13 protein-coding genes are annotated in these 16,551 nt (G+C 69.5%); 11 read left to right on the forward strand and 2 right to left on the reverse strand.

Features of this window, described 5'->3' with window-relative positions; all coding sequences use genetic code 11:
- Window positions 1-48: 48 nt before the first annotated feature.
- The 8 genes from mrcB (at window position 49) to Q0907_RS01410 (ending at window position 11,350) form a co-directional block, all read left to right on the forward strand.
- A complete protein-coding gene (mrcB, locus tag Q0907_RS01375) occupies window positions 49-2,460 on the forward strand; it encodes a penicillin-binding protein 1B (protein WP_299340802.1) in 2,412 nt (803 codons plus the stop codon).
- Entirely contained in the window at window positions 2,460-3,044 is a 585-nt protein-coding gene (locus tag Q0907_RS01380; RefSeq protein ID WP_299340804.1) for a hypothetical protein, read from the forward strand. Before mrcB ends, Q0907_RS01380 begins: the two co-directional genes overlap by 1 nt.
- Before the next feature lie 61 nt (window positions 3,045-3,105).
- Window positions 3,106-5,154, forward strand: a complete 2,049-nt coding sequence (locus Q0907_RS01385; protein WP_299340805.1) for an ATP-dependent DNA helicase — start codon at window positions 3,106-3,108, stop codon at window positions 5,152-5,154.
- 51 nt (window positions 5,155-5,205) lie between these two features.
- Window positions 5,206-5,949, forward strand: coding sequence for a tRNA (adenosine(37)-N6)-threonylcarbamoyltransferase complex dimerization subunit type 1 TsaB (gene tsaB, locus Q0907_RS01390; RefSeq protein ID WP_299340807.1), 744 nt, complete (start codon window positions 5,206-5,208; stop codon window positions 5,947-5,949).
- Window positions 5,950-6,047: 98 nt separating this feature from the next.
- The gene (locus Q0907_RS01395; RefSeq protein WP_299340809.1) at window positions 6,048-6,458 is read left to right on the forward strand and encodes a GntR family transcriptional regulator; all 411 of its coding nucleotides are present in this window, start codon (window positions 6,048-6,050) and stop codon (window positions 6,456-6,458) included.
- 15 nt (window positions 6,459-6,473) lie between these two features.
- Window positions 6,474-7,382: an ATP-binding cassette domain-containing protein gene (locus Q0907_RS01400; protein ID WP_299340811.1), complete on the forward strand. Its 909-nt coding sequence runs from the start codon at window positions 6,474-6,476 to the stop codon at window positions 7,380-7,382.
- A gap of 10 nt (window positions 7,383-7,392) precedes the next feature.
- The gene (locus Q0907_RS01405) at window positions 7,393-9,234 is read left to right on the forward strand and encodes a hypothetical protein (RefSeq protein ID WP_299340813.1); all 1,842 of its coding nucleotides are present in this window, start codon (window positions 7,393-7,395) and stop codon (window positions 9,232-9,234) included.
- Window positions 9,235-9,268: 34 nt separating this feature from the next.
- Complete coding sequence (locus Q0907_RS01410) at window positions 9,269-11,350, forward strand: prolyl oligopeptidase family serine peptidase (RefSeq protein ID WP_299340815.1); 2,082 nt, start codon at window positions 9,269-9,271, stop codon at window positions 11,348-11,350.
- A 3-nt stretch (window positions 11,351-11,353) separates the two neighbouring features.
- Here Q0907_RS01410 and Q0907_RS01415 read toward each other — a convergent pair whose 3' ends face one another.
- Window positions 11,354-12,229, reverse strand: coding sequence for an energy transducer TonB (locus Q0907_RS01415; protein ID WP_296282772.1), 876 nt, complete (start codon window positions 12,227-12,229; stop codon window positions 11,354-11,356).
- 1 nt (window position 12,230) lies between these two features.
- Window positions 12,231-13,178, reverse strand: coding sequence for a glutathione synthase (gene gshB, locus Q0907_RS01420; protein WP_299340817.1), 948 nt, complete (start codon window positions 13,176-13,178; stop codon window positions 12,231-12,233).
- Window positions 13,179-13,421: 243 nt separating this feature from the next.
- Between gshB and pilG the strand changes: the two genes are divergently transcribed.
- The 3 genes from pilG to Q0907_RS01435 are packed head-to-tail and all read left to right on the forward strand — an operon-like array spanning window position 13,422 to window position 16,478.
- On the forward strand, window positions 13,422-13,823 hold the full coding sequence (pilG, locus tag Q0907_RS01425; RefSeq protein WP_162110591.1) for a twitching motility response regulator PilG: 402 nt from the start codon (window positions 13,422-13,424) through the stop codon (window positions 13,821-13,823).
- A gap of 53 nt (window positions 13,824-13,876) precedes the next feature.
- Entirely contained in the window at window positions 13,877-14,407 is a 531-nt protein-coding gene (locus tag Q0907_RS01430) for a chemotaxis protein CheW (protein WP_296282780.1), read from the forward strand.
- A gap of 34 nt (window positions 14,408-14,441) precedes the next feature.
- Window positions 14,442-16,478, forward strand: a complete 2,037-nt coding sequence (locus Q0907_RS01435; protein WP_296282770.1) for a methyl-accepting chemotaxis protein — start codon at window positions 14,442-14,444, stop codon at window positions 16,476-16,478.
- The last annotated feature ends 73 nt before the right edge of the window (window positions 16,479-16,551 follow it).

A 16,551-nucleotide genomic window follows, 5' to 3' on the forward strand; every position in this document is an offset into this window, starting at 1 on the left:
CTCGGTGGCTGCGCTAGACTCGCCCGAATTCCCATTGTCGCATCCCCTGTGGCCCGCAACGACTACGACGACGAAGCGCTGGACGAAGACGACATCGACGACGGCGATGGGCCCGGCTGGCGGCAACGCCTGCTGACATGGGGCCTCGCCCTGGTTGGCCTGGGCCTGGGTTTCCTGATCCCCTACACGCTGTACCTCAACCACCAGGTCAGCGAGCGCTTCGGCGAACTGCGCTGGCAGATCCCGACCCGCGTGTACGCGCGTCCGCTGCAGGTCGCGCCGGGCCTGGCGATGGATGCGCAGACGCTGAAGACGGAACTCGATGCGGCGTCGTATCGCGACGACGGCACCGGCGAGAGCCCGGGCACTTACGCGCGCGATGGCGGTCGCTTCACCATTTCCAGCCGCGGCTACATCGACGTGGACGGTCGGGTGGCGCCGCGCCGCGTGCAGGTCAGCCTGTCCAATGGGCGCATCGCAGTGGTGCGCGACCTCGCGCGCAAGCAGAACCTCAAGGCGGCGCGGCTGGATCCGGCGCGCATCGCCACGCTGTACGGACAGAAACAGGAAGAACGCCGCCTCGTGCGGCTGGAGGAAGTGCCCGAACTGCTGGTGACCGGGCTGCAGGCGGTCGAGGACCGCGATTTCAAGGATCACCACGGCGTCGACCTGTCCGGCATGGTGCGCGCGGCATGGCTGCTGGTGCGGTCGGGCGGCGATACGAAGCAGGGCGCCAGCACGCTGACCCAGCAGCTCGCGCGCAGCGGCCTGCTCGGCATCGGCAAGGAACAGACTGCCACGCGCAAGTTCAACGAGATCCTGTACGCGTTGATCCTGGAAGCGCGCTATGACAAGCGCACGATCCTGGAGGCGTATTTCAACCAGGTGGACCTGGGACAACGCGGCAGCCAGGCCATCCACGGGGTCGCGGCCGGCGCCGAATTCTGGTTCGGTCGCGACCTTGACAGCCTGACCACCGAACAGGTGGCGCTGCTGATCGGACTGGTGAAGGGGCCGTCCTGGTACAACCCGCGCCGCAATCCCGAGCGCGCCACGCAACGTCGCGACTACGTGCTCTCCAAGCTGCACGAGACGGGCCTCATCGACGATGCCGAATACAAGCGCGCGCGCGCCGCACCGCTGGGCGTCACCAAGACGCCGGGCATGGCTGCCGCCAATCGCTTTCCCGCCTATGTGGACCTGGTGCGCCGCCAGCTGGCGCGTGACTACCCCGAAAGCGCACTGCAGGGCGCGGGCTTGAGCGTGCTCACCGGCATGTCGCCGTCGGCGCAGGCGTACGCGGAAGCGTCGGTGATGCGCACGATCAAGGCGCTCGAGAACAAGCGCCGACCGCCGCTGCAGGCCGGGATGGTGGTGACCGACGTGCACGACGGCGACGTGCTGGCCGTGGTCGGCAGCCGCAATGTGTCGGAGATCGGATTCAACCGCGCGGTGGAGGCGCAGCGTCCGGTGGGTTCGCTGCTCAAGCCCTTCGTCTACCTGCTCGCGTTGGCCCAGCCCGACCAGTACTCGCTGGCGTCGTGGGTCGACGATTCGCCGGTGACCGTGCAGCTGGGCAAGGGCCGCCGCTGGACGCCGGCCAATTCCGACCGTCGCAGCCATGGCACGGTTCGCCTGGTCGATGCCCTGGCGCGGTCGTACAACCAGGCCACCGTGCGGGTGGGCATGAAGGTCGAACCGGACCGCCTGGCGCAGCTCATCCGCGTGCTGGCCGGCATCCAGGCGGAGCCGAATCCGGCCCTGATCCTGGGCGCGACGGACCAGAGCCCGTACGCGATGGCGCAGCTGTACCAGTTCCTCGCCTCCGGTGGCGAAATCCAGCCGCTGCATGCGGTGCGCGGCGTCCTCGATCCCGATGGCAAGCTGCTCAAGCGCTACGACAAGACGCCGGCGCCGGCGCAGGAGGGCGACTCCATCGCCGCCAACCTGATCACGGTGGCGTTGCAGCAGGTGGTGTCCAGCGGTACCGGTCGCCAGTTGATCGGCGACGGTCTGGGCCGGCTGCAGTCCGCCGGCAAGACCGGCACCAGCAACGACGGCCGCGACAGCTGGTATGCCGGCTATACGGGCGATCACCTGGCCGTGGTGTGGATGGGCAACGACCAGAACGAACAGACCGGCCTCTACGGCGGCACCGGTGCGATGCGCGTGTGGTCGGGCCTGTTCTCGCGCCTGCCGAGCGCACCGCTCAAGGTGTCGGGCAAGGGCCTGGACTGGCAGTGGGTGGTCGGCTCCAACAGCACCGACGCGAGCTGCCCGGAAGCGCGCCAGCTCCCGTTCGTCTCCGGCTTCGCGCCCGCGTATGCCGCCTGCGTGGTGGAAGAGCCGGTGATGGAAGGCGAAGAGTCGGAAGGCGGCGGGTGGCGCAGCTGGTTCGGCCTGGACCGCAAGAAAGACGAATCACCGCCCCCCCAAGAGACACCGCCGCCGCAACCGTGATGACGAAGCCTGCATTTCCCTTGTTCCTGGTGTTCCTCGCCGGCTGCGCCTCGGCGCCCCCACCGGAAGCGCCCGCCGCGCGCGATCCCCTGACCCCCGAGCAGCGCCTCGCCGCCATCCGTGCTGCAGCGGGCGATGACGACCGCGAACTGGCGGTGCAGCCGCTGCGTGATCCGCAGGTCGAAGACCTGCGTGAGCGCGCGCAGCAAGCGCTTGCCGCGCGCAACGCCACCGCCGCGGCCGACGCATTGAACCAGGCCCTGTTGCTCGTGCCCGAAGATCCCGCCGTCCTGCAGGAGCGTGCCGAAGTGGCGCTGTTGCAGGGCGACTACGCCCGTGCCGACACGTTGGCGCAGCGTGCCTTCCAGCTGGGTTCGCAGGTCGGTCCGCTGTGCCGGCAGCACTGGGAAACCGTGCGCCAGGTGCGGCAGCATGAACAGGCCGTGCAGCCCGCGCTGCCGGTGCGCCACACGCCCGAGGATGCCGCGCAGCACGCGGCACGCGCGGCCACCCTGCAGGCCTCGATCACCGAGGCCGAAAGCCGGCGTGATGCCTGCACCGTGCCGGTGATCGAGCGCATGTGAAGGGCGCCGCGTCAGTCGCGACGCGGTACCCTTGCCTCCATACGCCGCTTTCGCTTTCCCGATGTCCCAGCTAGCCCAGGCCAGCCGCGACGCCCTCAGTGAGGGCGGTGCCCTGGCGGAACGACTCGACGCCTTTGCGCCCCGCGACGCCCAGCAGCGACTGACGGCGGCGATCGCCGACGCCTTCGACGCGCGCGACGTGCTGCTGGCGGAGGCGGGTACGGGCACCGGCAAGACGTTCGCGTACCTGGTGCCTGCGCTGTTGTCCGGACTGAAGACCATCGTGTCCACCGGCACGCGTGCGCTGCAGGACCAGCTGTACCACCGCGACCTGCCGCGCGTGCGCGATGCGCTCGGCGTGGCCGGGCTGAAGTCGGCGCTGCTCAAGGGGCGCAGCAATTACCTGTGCCGCTACCGGCTCAACCAGGCCAAGGGTGATCCGCAGGCGCTGCGGACCACGTTCACCAGCCGCGAGCACGTGGACCAGTTCCAGCGCATCGTCGCCTGGGGTGGGCGCACCAAGCTCGGCGACATGGCGGAGCTGGCGGCGCTGCCCGACGACTCGCCGCTGCTGCCGCTGGTCACCTCCACCATCGACAACTGCCTGGGCAGCGAGTGTCCGTTCTGGGACGACTGCTTCGTGGTGCAGGCACGCCAGCGCGCGCAAACCGCGGACATCGTGGTCGTCAACCACCACCTGCTGCTCGCCGACCTGGCGCTGAAGCAGGAGGGGTTCGGCGAGATCCTGCCGGGTGCGCAGGCGTTCGTCATCGACGAAGCGCACCAGCTGCCGGAACTGGCGGCCAACTTCTTCGGGGAAGGTTTCGGCATGCGCCCGTTGCAGGAGCTGGCGCGCGACTGCCTGGCCGAATCCAAGGATGCCGCCGGTGCGCTGTCCGCCCTGCAACCGCCGGTGCGCGCGCTGGAGCAGGCGCTGCGCGAACTGCGCGCGGCGATGGAAGGCCTGCCGGCACGCGGGACACGCGAACGCCTGCTGGCCAAGCCGGAGGTGGCGGCCGGCTTCGAGGTGCTGTCCGCTGCGCTCGAGGAACTGTCGGCGGCGCTCGCGCCGCTGGCCGAAGCATCGCTGGGGCTGGAGGCCTGCGCCGCACGGGCGAAGGAGTTCGGCACGCGGCTCTCGCGCTGGTACCAGGCGCGGTCGGGCACGAGGGCATTCGACGATGATCCCAGCCCGGACGAGGGCGCCGGCGACGTACTCTGGTACGAACTGACGCCACGCGCCTTCCGCTGCCAGCGCACCCCGCTGGACGTATCCGGGCCTCTGCGCCAGCACCGCGAACAATCGCGCGCGGCATGGGTGTTCACCTCCGCCACGCTGGCGGTCGGGGGGCGCTTCGACCATCTCGCCGTGCGGCTGGGACTGGACGATCCGCCGACGCTGCTGCAGCCGAGCCCGTTCGACTGGCCGCAGCAGGCGTTGTGCTACCTGCCCACCGGATTGCCGGATCCGAATGCGCCCGGTTACGGCGCGGCGCTGATCGCGGCATTGCGACCGGTGCTGGTCTCCTCTCGGGGGCGCGCATTCCTGTTGTTCGCATCGCATCGCGCGCTGCGCGAAGCCGCCGACGCGCTGCGGGGCGGGCCGTGGCCGCTGTTCGTGCAGGGCGAGGCGCCGCGCGGCACCCTGCTGGAGCGCTTCCGCGAATCGGGAAACGGCGTGCTGCTGGGCGCGGCGAGTTTCCGCGAGGGCGTTGACGTGGTGGGCGACGCGTTGAGCGTGGTGGTGGTGGACAAGCTGCCGTTCGCCGCGCCCGACGATCCGGTGTTCGAGGCGCGCCTTGAAGCGGTACGCCGTGCCGGCGGCAATCCTTTCCGCGACGAACAGTTGCCGCAGGCGGTGATCGCGCTGAAACAGGCGGTGGGCCGGCTGATCCGCAGCGAAACCGACCGCGGCGTGCTGGTGCTCTGCGATCCGCGCCTGACCGGCAAACCCTACGGGCGCGTCTTCCTCGATTCGCTGCCCCCGTTCCGTCGCACCCAGCGCGTGCAGGACGTCCAGCGCTTCTTCGGTGCCGAGATCGAGGAAGCCGCGCCGCCCGCGGTGCCCGCCGGCGACGCGGACGACTGGTTTGCCGATGCACGCTTCTGATCGCGGCCCTGCCGCGTTTAAGCTAGCCGCTTCGCTCCTTGCGCACGACCCATGAAGCTGCTCGCCTTCGAAACCGCTACCGAAGCCTGTTCCATCGCCGTCTACGTCGATGGCGAGGTGCGCGAGCGCTTCGACGTCGCGCCGCGCCGCCATGCCGAACTCGCCTTGCCCTGGGCGGAAGCCTTGCTCGCCGAGGCCGGCCTGGCTCGCAGCCAGCTCGATGCGATCGCCCTGAGTCGCGGCCCCGGTGCCTTCACCGGAGTGCGCCTCGCCATCGCGCTGGCGCAGGGCATCGCGCTGGCGCTGGATCGGCCGCTGGTACCGGTGTCGACGCTCGCCGTGCTCGCGGCGCAGGTGCCGCCGCCGCCGGTGAGCGCGGGCGAGGGCGGCTGCGACGTCGCCGCGCCGCGCGCCATCCTCGCCGCCATCGACGCGCGCATGGGCGAGATCTACACAGGCACGTTCGTGCACCATGGCGATCGCCTCGAGGCGACGTCCGGCGAAGCGGTGGTCGCGCCAACGGACTACGTATTGGCCGGCGACGCGTGTGGCTGGGTCGGCGTGGGGACCGGCTTCGCGGCCTCCGGGGGCGCGCTCGCCACCCGGCTGGAGACGCGTTTCGCGCGCATCGATGCCCATGCGCTGCCGCATGCGTCGGATCTTGCGAGGCTGGCGGCGGATGCCTTCGTGCGCGGCGAGGGGATCGCGCCGGAACATGTCGAACCCGCCTACCTGCGCAACAACGTCGCCCTGACCCTCGACGAGCAGAAAGCGCTGCGCGCCGCGCGCAGCTGAGCCGACCGAGCTTTCCGCCGGGGGATGCCATCGGTCATGGTTGACCCGGATGGCGCAGACTGTACTATTCGTATTAGTACAGTTGAGCGAATCCCGCCATGGCCCGTACCACTCCCCTGATGTTGCAGATCGCCACCGGCGACGCGCGGCCCATCGTCCGCCAGATCATCGACGGCATTCGGCTGAAGATCGCCGCCGGTGAGTTGAAGCACGGCGACCAGTTGCCCAGCGTGCGCGGCCTGGCCCAGCAACTGACGATCAATCCGAACACCGTGGCCAAGGCTTATGCGGAATTGACCACGGAGGGCTGGCTGGCGTCGCGCCAGGGCATGGGGCTGTACGTGGCGGCGCCACGCCAGCGCCTGTCCGATGCCGAACGCGAACGACGCCTGGACGATGCCATCGGACGCTTCGTCAACGACGTGATCCCGCTGGATTTCCCCCCCGACGACGTGCAAGCCCGCGTCTCGCACGAATTGCGGCGCTGGTCGTCGCGCCGCACCGCCTGAGCAGGACGCGCATCCATGTCCGACGACTACGTCATCGAAACCCGCGCGCTGACCCGCCGCTACGGCAGCAAGCTGGCGCTGGACCATCTGGACCTGGCGGTGCCGCGCGGGCGTATCCATGCGATCGTCGGTGCCAACGGCGCCGGCAAGTCCACGCTTTTTCGCATCCTCCTCGGCTTCCTGCCACCGTCGTCGGGGGCGGCGCGCATCCTCGGCCGCGACAGCCAGTGCCTGCGGCCCGACGACCGCAGCCGCATCGGCTTCGTCAACGAAGAACACACGCTGCCGGGATGGATGCGGGTCGATCAGGTGCGCGCCATGCAGCAGAACCAGTACCCACGCTGGAATGCACGGGCGTACGACGATGTCATCGGCCACTACCATGTGCTGCCGCGCCAGAAGGTGTCGCAGCTCTCGCGCGGTGAGCGCGCGGGATTCAACCTGGCGCTGGCGCTCGCGCAGTCGCCGGAACTGCTGGTGCTGGACGAGCCGACGCTGGGGCTTGACGTGGTCGCCAAGCGCGCATTCCTCGAGTCGCTGTTGTACAGCACCGCCGCCGAACACTGCACGGTGGTGTACTGCTCGCACCAGATGGAGGAGATCGAGCGCGTCGCCGACAACCTCATCATCCTCGAGCGCGGGCAGCTGAAGCACATGTCCGCGCCCGAAGACTTCACAGCGCGGGTGTCGCTATGGATCGCCGACGTTCCGTTCAAGGGTCCGGACCCGCGCACCGTGCCCGGCCTGCTTGAAGTGCAACGCCTGGATGGCCTGCACCACTACCTCGTGCTGGACCAGGACGAAGGCTTCGCCGACTTCCTGCGGGCGCAGGGAGCGCGCTCGCTCCAGTGCATGCCGGTGAGCCTGGACCGTGCGGTCAACGGTTTCCTGGCCAAGAACCACGCCGCGCCCGCGGCCGCCTGAGGAGATGCCCATGTTCGATTTCTTCAGGAGCGAGCTCGTCCGTTTCCGCGCCTGGGCGGTAACCGCGGCGGTGGTGCACGTGCTGGCCCTGGCCTTCATGGCACGCGTGGTCGATCTGGGCCAGCAACCGCTGCTCGTGCATCGTGTGATCGGCGGCGTGTACGCCTTGTGCGGTCTGTTGCTCGGTCTGTACCAGATGGGCAGCTACCGCAAGCCCAGCCAATGGGTGAGCCTGCTGCACAGGCCGATGCCGCCCGGTCGCATCGCCCTCGCGCTGTCGGCGTCGGCGTCGGTGCTGCTGGCGGTCGCCGTGGCGCTCCCGCTGCTGGCCATCGCAGCCTGGCAGGAGACCCTGACGCCGCGCGTCGTCGATGCGCGCCACTGGCTGCTGCCCCTTTCGGGCTGGCTGATCGCCACCACCGCTTACCTTGCAGGTGCGTTCTGCGGCCTGCGCGGCTGGCGTTGGTCCGGCGCGGCACTGGCGCTGTTGGTCTGGCTGTTGGTCAGCCGTGCATATGGGCCGGCGATGATCGCGGTCGAACTGGTCGTGCTGGCCTGGCTGGCGCTGCTGTTGCGCGTCGCCTTCGCTGCTGACCTGGATTCGCCTCCACGCCACCTGCTGGCGACCGCCGCTGTCGCGTTGCCGTTGCAGGTGGCCTTGCACCTTGCGCTCCTCGTACTGCTGTTCTGCATCGAGATGCTGTGGGTCATGCAGGGCAGCCATCCGAACAACACCCCGGCGCCACCCCCTGGCGGGCACAACGAAGTGGAAAAGATGGATGCAAGGGACCGCATGATCGCGGGCCTGCGCGGCAGCCAGCATCCCGATGCCGCGTTGCTGCGGGAACAGGTTCGCCTGTCCGATCCCGAGGGGCTGGGCGTGCAGGTGCCCAAGCTGCCGCAACGCCAGGAACTGGCCAATTTCCGCCCGATGGAGTTCGACGACGGAGAGCGCCGCGAACGTTGGGTGTTCAGCCACGACGACATGCGCCTGCAGGGCTATCGTCTTGCCGACAATCAGGCGGTGGGCACGCTGGGCGTGGGTCCGTCGCACGCGCCGTTTCCTGCCGTGGTACTGCCCGGTGACGGGTTGCCGGGCATGAACCCCGGGGATGCGGTGCTGGTCGGCGGCGACACTCTGTACCAGTACAGGAGCCAGCAACGCCAGGTGGTGCCGCGCCTGCGCGTGAGGACGGGCGAAACACTGATGGGGGGCGGACCGCTGGGGCAGGGCGTGGGCATGCTCAGCGATCGCGCACTGTACTTCTACGACGGGCGCCCGCTGGTGGAAGACGATGCCGTGGTATCGCCCCGGTTGCGCGTGCCGTTGCCGGGCGCGATGGGCGACCTGCGCAATCTGGACATGATCGAACTGGTCGATGGCCACCTCATCTCGCTCGCCTTCTCGGCGAAGTCGCACGCCGAGGGCGCCGCGCCCGTGCAGATCACGCTGCGCACGCACGACGATGGCCGTATCGAAACGGTGCATCGACGGGCGCTGGCCTTCGACTATCCACCTGTCTACCGCTACCGCGACTGGTGGCCTTCGCCGCTCCTGTCGATGATCGAAACGGAAGCACGCGACCTGTTCGCGCCGCCGCTGCCGCTCGATGTCGTCCATCCCGCGCCACGTCCGATGTCGATGGCCTGGCTGGCAGGCGTGCTGTCGCTGCTGTCGCTGGTCGCAGCGTTCTGGCGGACCTCGCTGACCGGGCTCTCGCCGGCCGCGCGCTGGGGCTGGGTCGCGGCATGCGGGCTGATCGGCTTGCCGGCGCTGGGCAGTCTCTGGCTACTGGTGCCAACACGCGAGACCGCACCCGGGATGAATCCGTCCCATCCAGCGACGGACTGACGGCGACCGCCCTCGCCCCCTCCAGGAGAACCGCATGAGCCTTCTCTCTTCCGGCGCCTGCAGGCGTCCGTGGGCATCGCTGTGGCTGGCGGTCGCGATGCTCGCGTCGGCGCCCGCATCAGCGGCAGCCGACACGGCACTGGTCCGCTACCTCGCCACGGAGCGCGCGCGTGCGCCTTCACCGGTCTTGCCGCGCGGCGTCTTGCTGCAACGGGGCTCGATCATCGACATCCGCCTATCGCCGGACGGACGTCGCGTGGCGTGGCTGCGCGAGCGCGGCGAACACCAGGAGCTGTGGCTGCACGTCGTCGCCGACCGCGAACCCCGCCGCCTGCTGGCGGACACGGCGGCACAGGCGCTGGACTGGAGTCATGACGGACGCTGGCTGCTGTTGCGGTCGGCGCGTGACCTGCAGGCGATCGCCGTGGCGGGACAGGGAGGTTCCGGTCGCATCGCAGCGCTGGGCGATGGCAGCGCGACCGCAATGCTCGATGTCGACCATAGCCAGCCTGCGGCCGTACTCCTCGTGGAACGCGAAGGCACCGTCGCCGCACCGCGCGCCTGGCGCCTGGTGCGCGTGGACATGCGCGGACGGCGCACCGTGGTGTGGCAGGACCGCCAGCGCATCGTCGATGCGTTGCTCCGGGACGACGGCACGGTGGCCTGGCTGCAGCGCGTGGAAGCCGACCGCCTTGCCATCGTCGCGATCGATCGGGCGGTCGCGACGCAGGTCGTGCGCCACGACCCCAGCCGGCGCTGCGCACTTCGGGGCATCGCGGCCGATGGCTCGGCATGGGTGAGGACCGACGTGGACGGGGATCTCGCGCGCGTCGCACGGCTGTCGCGCGAAGGACGCCTGCACGACGTGCATGCCGATCCCGACCGCGTGGCGGACGTGGACAGCATCATCGAGGATCCTGTCGACCGGCGGCCACGCTTCGTCGCCTATCGCAGCACGGCCGCCACGCTCCACGCGCTGGATCGCGACGATGCAGCACACCTGGCGGTCCTGCGCTCGAAGCTGGCAGGCGGCGACCTTGCCCTGCAACTCGGCGTGGGTCGCGAGGCGCGCTGGCTGGTGGAGGCCTCGTCGCCGCAGAATCCCCTGCGGCGCTGGCATCTCTACGATCCGGCTTCACGGACCCTGTCGACGTTGCTGGAGGAAACGCCGGTGGACCGTCGCGGCGGCAGTGCGGCGGTCGTGGTGCCCGAAGCATCGCTCGCACGGCCGCTGCCGTTGACGTGGAAGGCATCGGATGGGCGCGCGCTGCACGGATTCCTGTGGCTGCCGCCGGGGCGCGATGCCGCGGAGCTGCCGTTGGTCGTGGTGCCCCATGGGGGGCCCTGGAATCACTGGAAGCCCGAGTACCGGTCGCTGAGCCAGTTGCTCGCCAACCGCGGTTATGCGGTGTTCGAGCCCAACTTCCGCGGATCGACCGGTCATGGTCGCGATTACGTGCTCGCCGCGGGTGCGGATTTCGGCAACGGCCGGGTGCAGCGCGACATCACCGACGGAACGCGCTGGCTGCTGGCGCAGGGCGTCGGCGACCCGGACCGCGTCGGTATCGCGGGCGCGTCCTTCGGCGGATATTCCGCGCTGCTCGGCGTCACCTTCACGCCGGACCTGTTCAAGGTGGCGGTCGCCACGGTGCCGCCGCCGGACTTCGGCTGGGTGCTGCGCTGGGTGCTGCGCAATCCCGAGGCGCTGGATATCGGCGGCGCCGTGTCGATGGAGACATGGTTGCGAGGGCAGGGCATCGACGTGGCGGATGCTCAGGCGATGGCGCGCCTGCACGCGCAGTCCCCGCTGGCGAATGTCGACCGCCTGCAGCGGCCGGTACTGCTGGTGGCAGGCGGCGAGGACCGCCGCGTGGGACTTGCAGGCGTCGTCGAGTACGCCGCGCGCTTGGAACTGGCGAACAAGGAGGTCGCACTGCTGGTCGACGCGCAGGCGGGCCACGACGGCGGCTCGCCGATCGCCCGGGAGGCGCGCGCCTACCTAATCGAAGCCATGTTGCATCGCGAACTCGGTGGCATGCCCCCGGCATCGCCGGACCCGGAACTGCGGCGGTACCTGCGCAGGAATCTCCGCCTGCCGGGCGCCCTGGCGCCCTGACGCTCACTCGTCGCGCACTTCGCCCCCGGGCAGGAAGCGCCAGGTGCGGGTGACGTGCAGGATGTCGACGTTCTCCGCCGTTTCAGGCAAGGGCGGGAACGGCGAGGACAGCTGCACGATGCGCTGCGCCGTCGAATCGAGCAGGGGGATGCCGCTGGACTGGATGATGCGGGTCTGCTCGACGCTGCCGTCGCGTCGCACTGCCACGCTGATCACCAGCGTGCCCGCGAGGCGGCGGCGCCGCGCTTCGTCGGGGTAGTTGAGGTTGCCGACGCGCTCGGCGCGGTCCACCCACGCGCGCAGGTAGTTCGCGTAGACGTATTCCTTCGTGCTCGCCGACACGAACTTGCGCTTCGGCCGCTTGGCGTACAGCTCGGAGCGCAGGTGGTACTCGGCGGCCAGCCGCGCCATCTCGGCATCGCGCTGTACCTTCTGCTCGCCTTGCGGAAGCTCGGGCTGGTCGGGTTGCGGGCGGGCTTCCGGGGCAGGCGTGCGGGCGTCGCTGTCGCGCGTGGTCACCACGCGGGTTTCCTGCGGTGGCGCCGGCGCGGTGGTCTGCGCGCGCAGCGGCTGGGGCGCCAGTCCCGTGTCGGGCTGGGGGATCCAGCCGGCCTGGCTGTCGCGGGGACGCCTGGCCTGGTCGCTTTCTCCGCCGCCCTCCTGGTTGGCGGCGGCCAGGAAGTCGGCCTCCTTCGGCGTCAGCGGCGTGCTGGTCTGGCTCAGGATCACATCCAGCGTCGGCATGACGGGCGCGGCGTCGTCGAGCGCAAAGCCGACGCCCAGCACCAGCAGGCCATGCACGATCAGCGACAGCGCCAGCGTGGCGCCGAGGCGTTCGTTGGCGCCGATCCTGGGCGGTGGTACGGGAACCGCCGACATCTCAGCGCGCCATCTTCTTCTCGATCACATCGAACAGCTGCCCGGCGATGTTCAGGCCGAACTGCGCATCCAGCTCGCGCACGCAGGTGGGGCTGGTGACGTTGACTTCGGTGAGATAGTCGCCGATCACGTCCAGGCCGACGAACAGCATGCCGCGTCGCTTCATCTCCGGACCGACCTGCGACGCGATCCAGCGGTCGCGGTCGCTCAGCGGCCGGCCTTCGCCGCGGCCGCCGGCGGCCAGGTTGCCGCGGAACTCGTCACCCTGCGGGATGCGGGCCAGCGCGTAACCGACAGGTTCGCCGTCGACCAGCAGCACGCGCTTGTCGCCGTCCTTGATGCCCGGGATGAAGCGCTGCGCGAGGGTCAGGTGGCCGGGACCGACCAGGGTTTCCAGGATGACGTTGGTATTGGGGTCGCCGGCCTTCACGCGGAAGATCGAGCGCCCGCCCATGCCGTCCAGCGGCTTCAGCACCGCCTCGCCGTGCTCGGCGACGAAGGCCTTCAGTGCGGCCGGGTCGCGGCTGACCAGCGTGGGCGGGCAGCAGTGCGGGAACAGCAGGGCGGCCAGCTTCTCGTTGTAGTCGCGCAGTCCCTGGGGGTCGTTGACGATCAGCGCGCCGGCCCGCTGGGCGACGCCCAGCACGTGGGTGTCGTAGAGGTACTGGTCGTCGACGGGGGGATCCTTGCGCATCAGCACGACCTGGCCCGGACCGAAGGCGAGCTCACGCGCTTCGCCGAGGGTGTACCAGTCGGCCTTGTCGTCCCGTACGGTGAGCGGGGCCACCTGCGCGTGCGCCACGCCGTCGCGCAGTGACAGCCGCCCGGGCGCGACATAGTGCAGGCGATGGCCGCGCCGCTGGCCTTCCAGCAACATGGCGAAGGTGGTGTCCTTGGCGATCTTGATGGACCCGATCGGGTCCATGACGACGATGACGTCCAGCGGCATGGGGAGGGTTCTGCGGGAGACGCCGCGATGGTATCAGGGCGCGTGCGGTCGCCGCCCCGCGTGCGGGTGGAACACCCTGTCGCGGGTGCCGGCGAAAACTGCGACGCAGTTCGCATCATCCCGTTCATCGGAACGGCGGTCGGCGCTGCGGCTTGACAGTGCGCGCCGTGATAGGGGATATAGGCAGCAACGCAGCGTGGCCGGTTCGTCAATGAAGCCACGCGCGCATGGGGAAATCAGGTAATGACGCAGAACGAAGGCCAGGCCGGTGGATTCCACGGCCTACGGGTCATGGTGATCGATGACTCGAAAACCATCCGCCGCACCGCGGAAACCCTGCTGAAACGCGAGGGTTGCGAAGTCGTGACCGCGACCGACGGGTTCGAGGCCCTGGCCAAGATCGCCGACCAGCAGCCGCAGATCATCTTCGTGGACATCATGATGCCGCGCCTGGACGGGTACCAGACCTGTGCGCTCATCAAGAACAACCAGGTGTTCAAGTCCACGCCGGTCATCATGCTGTCGTCCAAGGACAGCCTGTTCGACAAGGCGCGCGGGCGCATCGTGGGCTCGGAGCAGTACCTGACCAAGCCGTTCACGCGCGAGGAACTCCTCGACGCCATCCGCGCCCACGTCAGCACCTGAGGGGCTGGCGCCATGGCGACCATTCGCACTGAAGGCACAGGGGGCGGGCGATGATCCGCACACCGTTCGACACGCTCGCCGAATACGAGCGCCGCAGCCTGGCGCACGCCGTGCTGCAGCCGGCGCGCGAGATCGCCCAGGACCAGTACCGCGGCGTCGGCTACCGTGTCGGCAAGCGCCGGCTGATTTCCAACTTCGGGGAAGTGGTGGAAATCGTGCAGATGCCGCCGGTCACGCCGGTGCCGGGCGCGCACCCGTGGCTGCTGGGCATCGGCAACCTGCGCGGCAACCTGTTCCCGGTGGTCGACCTGAAGCAGTTCCTCGAAGGCGAGCGCACCGTGCTGCACGAGGGCCAGCGCGTGCTGGTGATGCGCCAGGCCGGCGGCGACGTCGCGCTGACCATCGACGAGCTGTACGGCCAGCGCAGCTTCCACGAATCGCAGCAGGTCGAGCCGGGGGATCTGGCGGACGGCCGCTACGGGCATTTCATCGATCGCGCCTTCGCCAGCGACGATCAGCGGTGGGGCGTCTTTGCGCTGGGGTTGTTGGCGCGCACGCCCGAATTCCGCCAGACCGCGCTCTGAGCGCGTACGACAAGCACAATCCAGGGGTTGAACGATGAGCACTGCGACGGATTCTCCTAGCGCCGGCAAGGTCGGCAGTTTCGGCAACAACTTCTGGTTGCTGCTGCTGGCGCTGTCGGTGCTGGTCTTCGGTGCCAATACCGGCGTGGCGACCTACCAGGGCAGCCGGTTGTCCGGCGCCAGCACCGGCGCATCGGACATGCGCGTGCTGTCGCAGCAGCTGGCCAACCAGGGCCGTGAAGCGGTGGCCGGCAACGCCGAGGCGTTCAAGGCGTTCAAGGAGACCAAGCAGTCGGTCGAAGCCACGGTGTCCAGCCTGCAGAGCCGCTTCGGCAGCGAGGGCGCCATCGCCGGTCCGCTGGCCAAGCTGAGCGCCACCTGGGCACCGCTGGGCAAGAGCGCCGACCAGATCGTCGCGTCCGAAGCCGCCGTGCTGGCGCTGGCCGGCAACGCGGACCGGTTCGCCACCCAGGTCCCCAACCTGCAGGCGCAGCTCAACGAAGTGGTGCGTGCCATGTCGGCCGGCGGTGCGCCGTCGTCGCAGATCTACAGCGCCCTGCAGCAGGTGGTGCTGGCGGGCACGATGGCCCGTCGCGTGACGGAAATCCGGGCTGGCGGCGCCGGCGCCGCGACCGCAGGCGACGCGCTGGGCCGCGACGCCGTGCTGTTCGGCCAGGTGCTGGACGGCCTGCGCGACGGCAACCCGGACCTGGGCATCGCGCCCGTCCGCAACGCCGCGGCGCTGTCGGCGCTGCAGAATTCGCAGACGCTGTGGACGGCGATGAAGAAGGACCTGGACGCGATCCTGGCCAGCTCGCGCAACCTCTTCGCGGCGCAGTCCGCCGCGGCGGCGCTGACCAACGGTTCGGGCGAGATGCTGCAGGACAGCACCAACCTGTTCCAGGCGTTCTCGGCCTTCGGTTCTGTGCGCGATACGCGCCTGTTCCCCAATTTCTGGCTCGGCATCGCGTCGGGCATTGCGGCGCTGGTCTCCATCATCGGCCTGCTGTGGTCGCTGTACCGCACCCGCCAGCGCGAGCAGGAAATGCGCTACCAGACGCAGGTGGAATACAACAGCCGCAACCAGCAGGCGATCATGCGGCTGCTGGACGAAATCAGCTCGCTGGGTGAAGGCGACCTGACGGTGAAGGCCTCGGTGACCGAGGACATGACCGGCGCCATCGCGGACGCCATCAACTACGCCGTCGACGAACTGCGCAACCTGGTGACGACGATCAACGACACTTCGGTGCAGGTGGCCGCGTCGACCCAGGAAACCCAGGCGACGGCCCTGCAGCTGGCGGAGGCCGCCGGCCACCAGGCCGACCAGATCACCACCGCCTCCGACCGCATCAGCGAGATCGCGACCAGCATCGACCAGGTGTCGAAGAACTCCACCGAGTCCGCCGAAGTGGCGCAGCGCTCGGTGCAGATCGCGACCGAGGGCGCCGGCGTGGTGCGCGAGACGATCCGCGGCATGGACCAGATCCGCGACCAGATCCAGGAAACCTCCAAGCGCATCAAGCGCCTGGGCGAGTCCTCGCAGGAAATCGGCTCGGTCGTGGAACTGATCAACGACATTTCCGAGCAGACCAACATCCTGGCGTTGAACGCCGCCGTGCAGGCGGCCTCGGCCGGTGAAGCGGGCCGTGGTTTCGCGGTCGTGGCCGACGAAGTGCAGCGCCTCGCCGAACGCACCTCGGGCGCGACGCGCCGCATCGAATCGCTGGTGCAGACCATTCAGGCCGATACCAACGAAGCGGTCAGCTCGATGGAGCAGACCACCGCCGAAGTGGTCTCCGGTGCGCGACTGGCCGAGGACGCGGGTACCGCGCTGGGCGAGATCGAGCGCGTGTCGAACGACCTGAACAACCTCATCAAGGGCATCTCCGGTGCCGCGCAGCAGCAGTCTGCCGCCGCGCTGGACATTACCCAGACGATGGGCGTGATCCGCCAGATCACCTCGCAGACCTCGCTGGGCGCCGGGCAGACGGCCGAGTCCATCGGACACCTGGCGCAGTTGGCCGCGGATCTGCGCCGTTCGGTCGCCGACTTCAAGCTGCCGGGCTGAGGACGGGACGCACCGCATGAATTTCCTACGCCATCCCGCCCGCCTGCAGCGCGAGGCTGACGGTTCCCTCGTC

Source organism: uncultured Pseudoxanthomonas sp., assembly GCF_947498795.1.
GTDB lineage: Bacteria > Pseudomonadota > Gammaproteobacteria > Xanthomonadales > Xanthomonadaceae > Pseudoxanthomonas_A.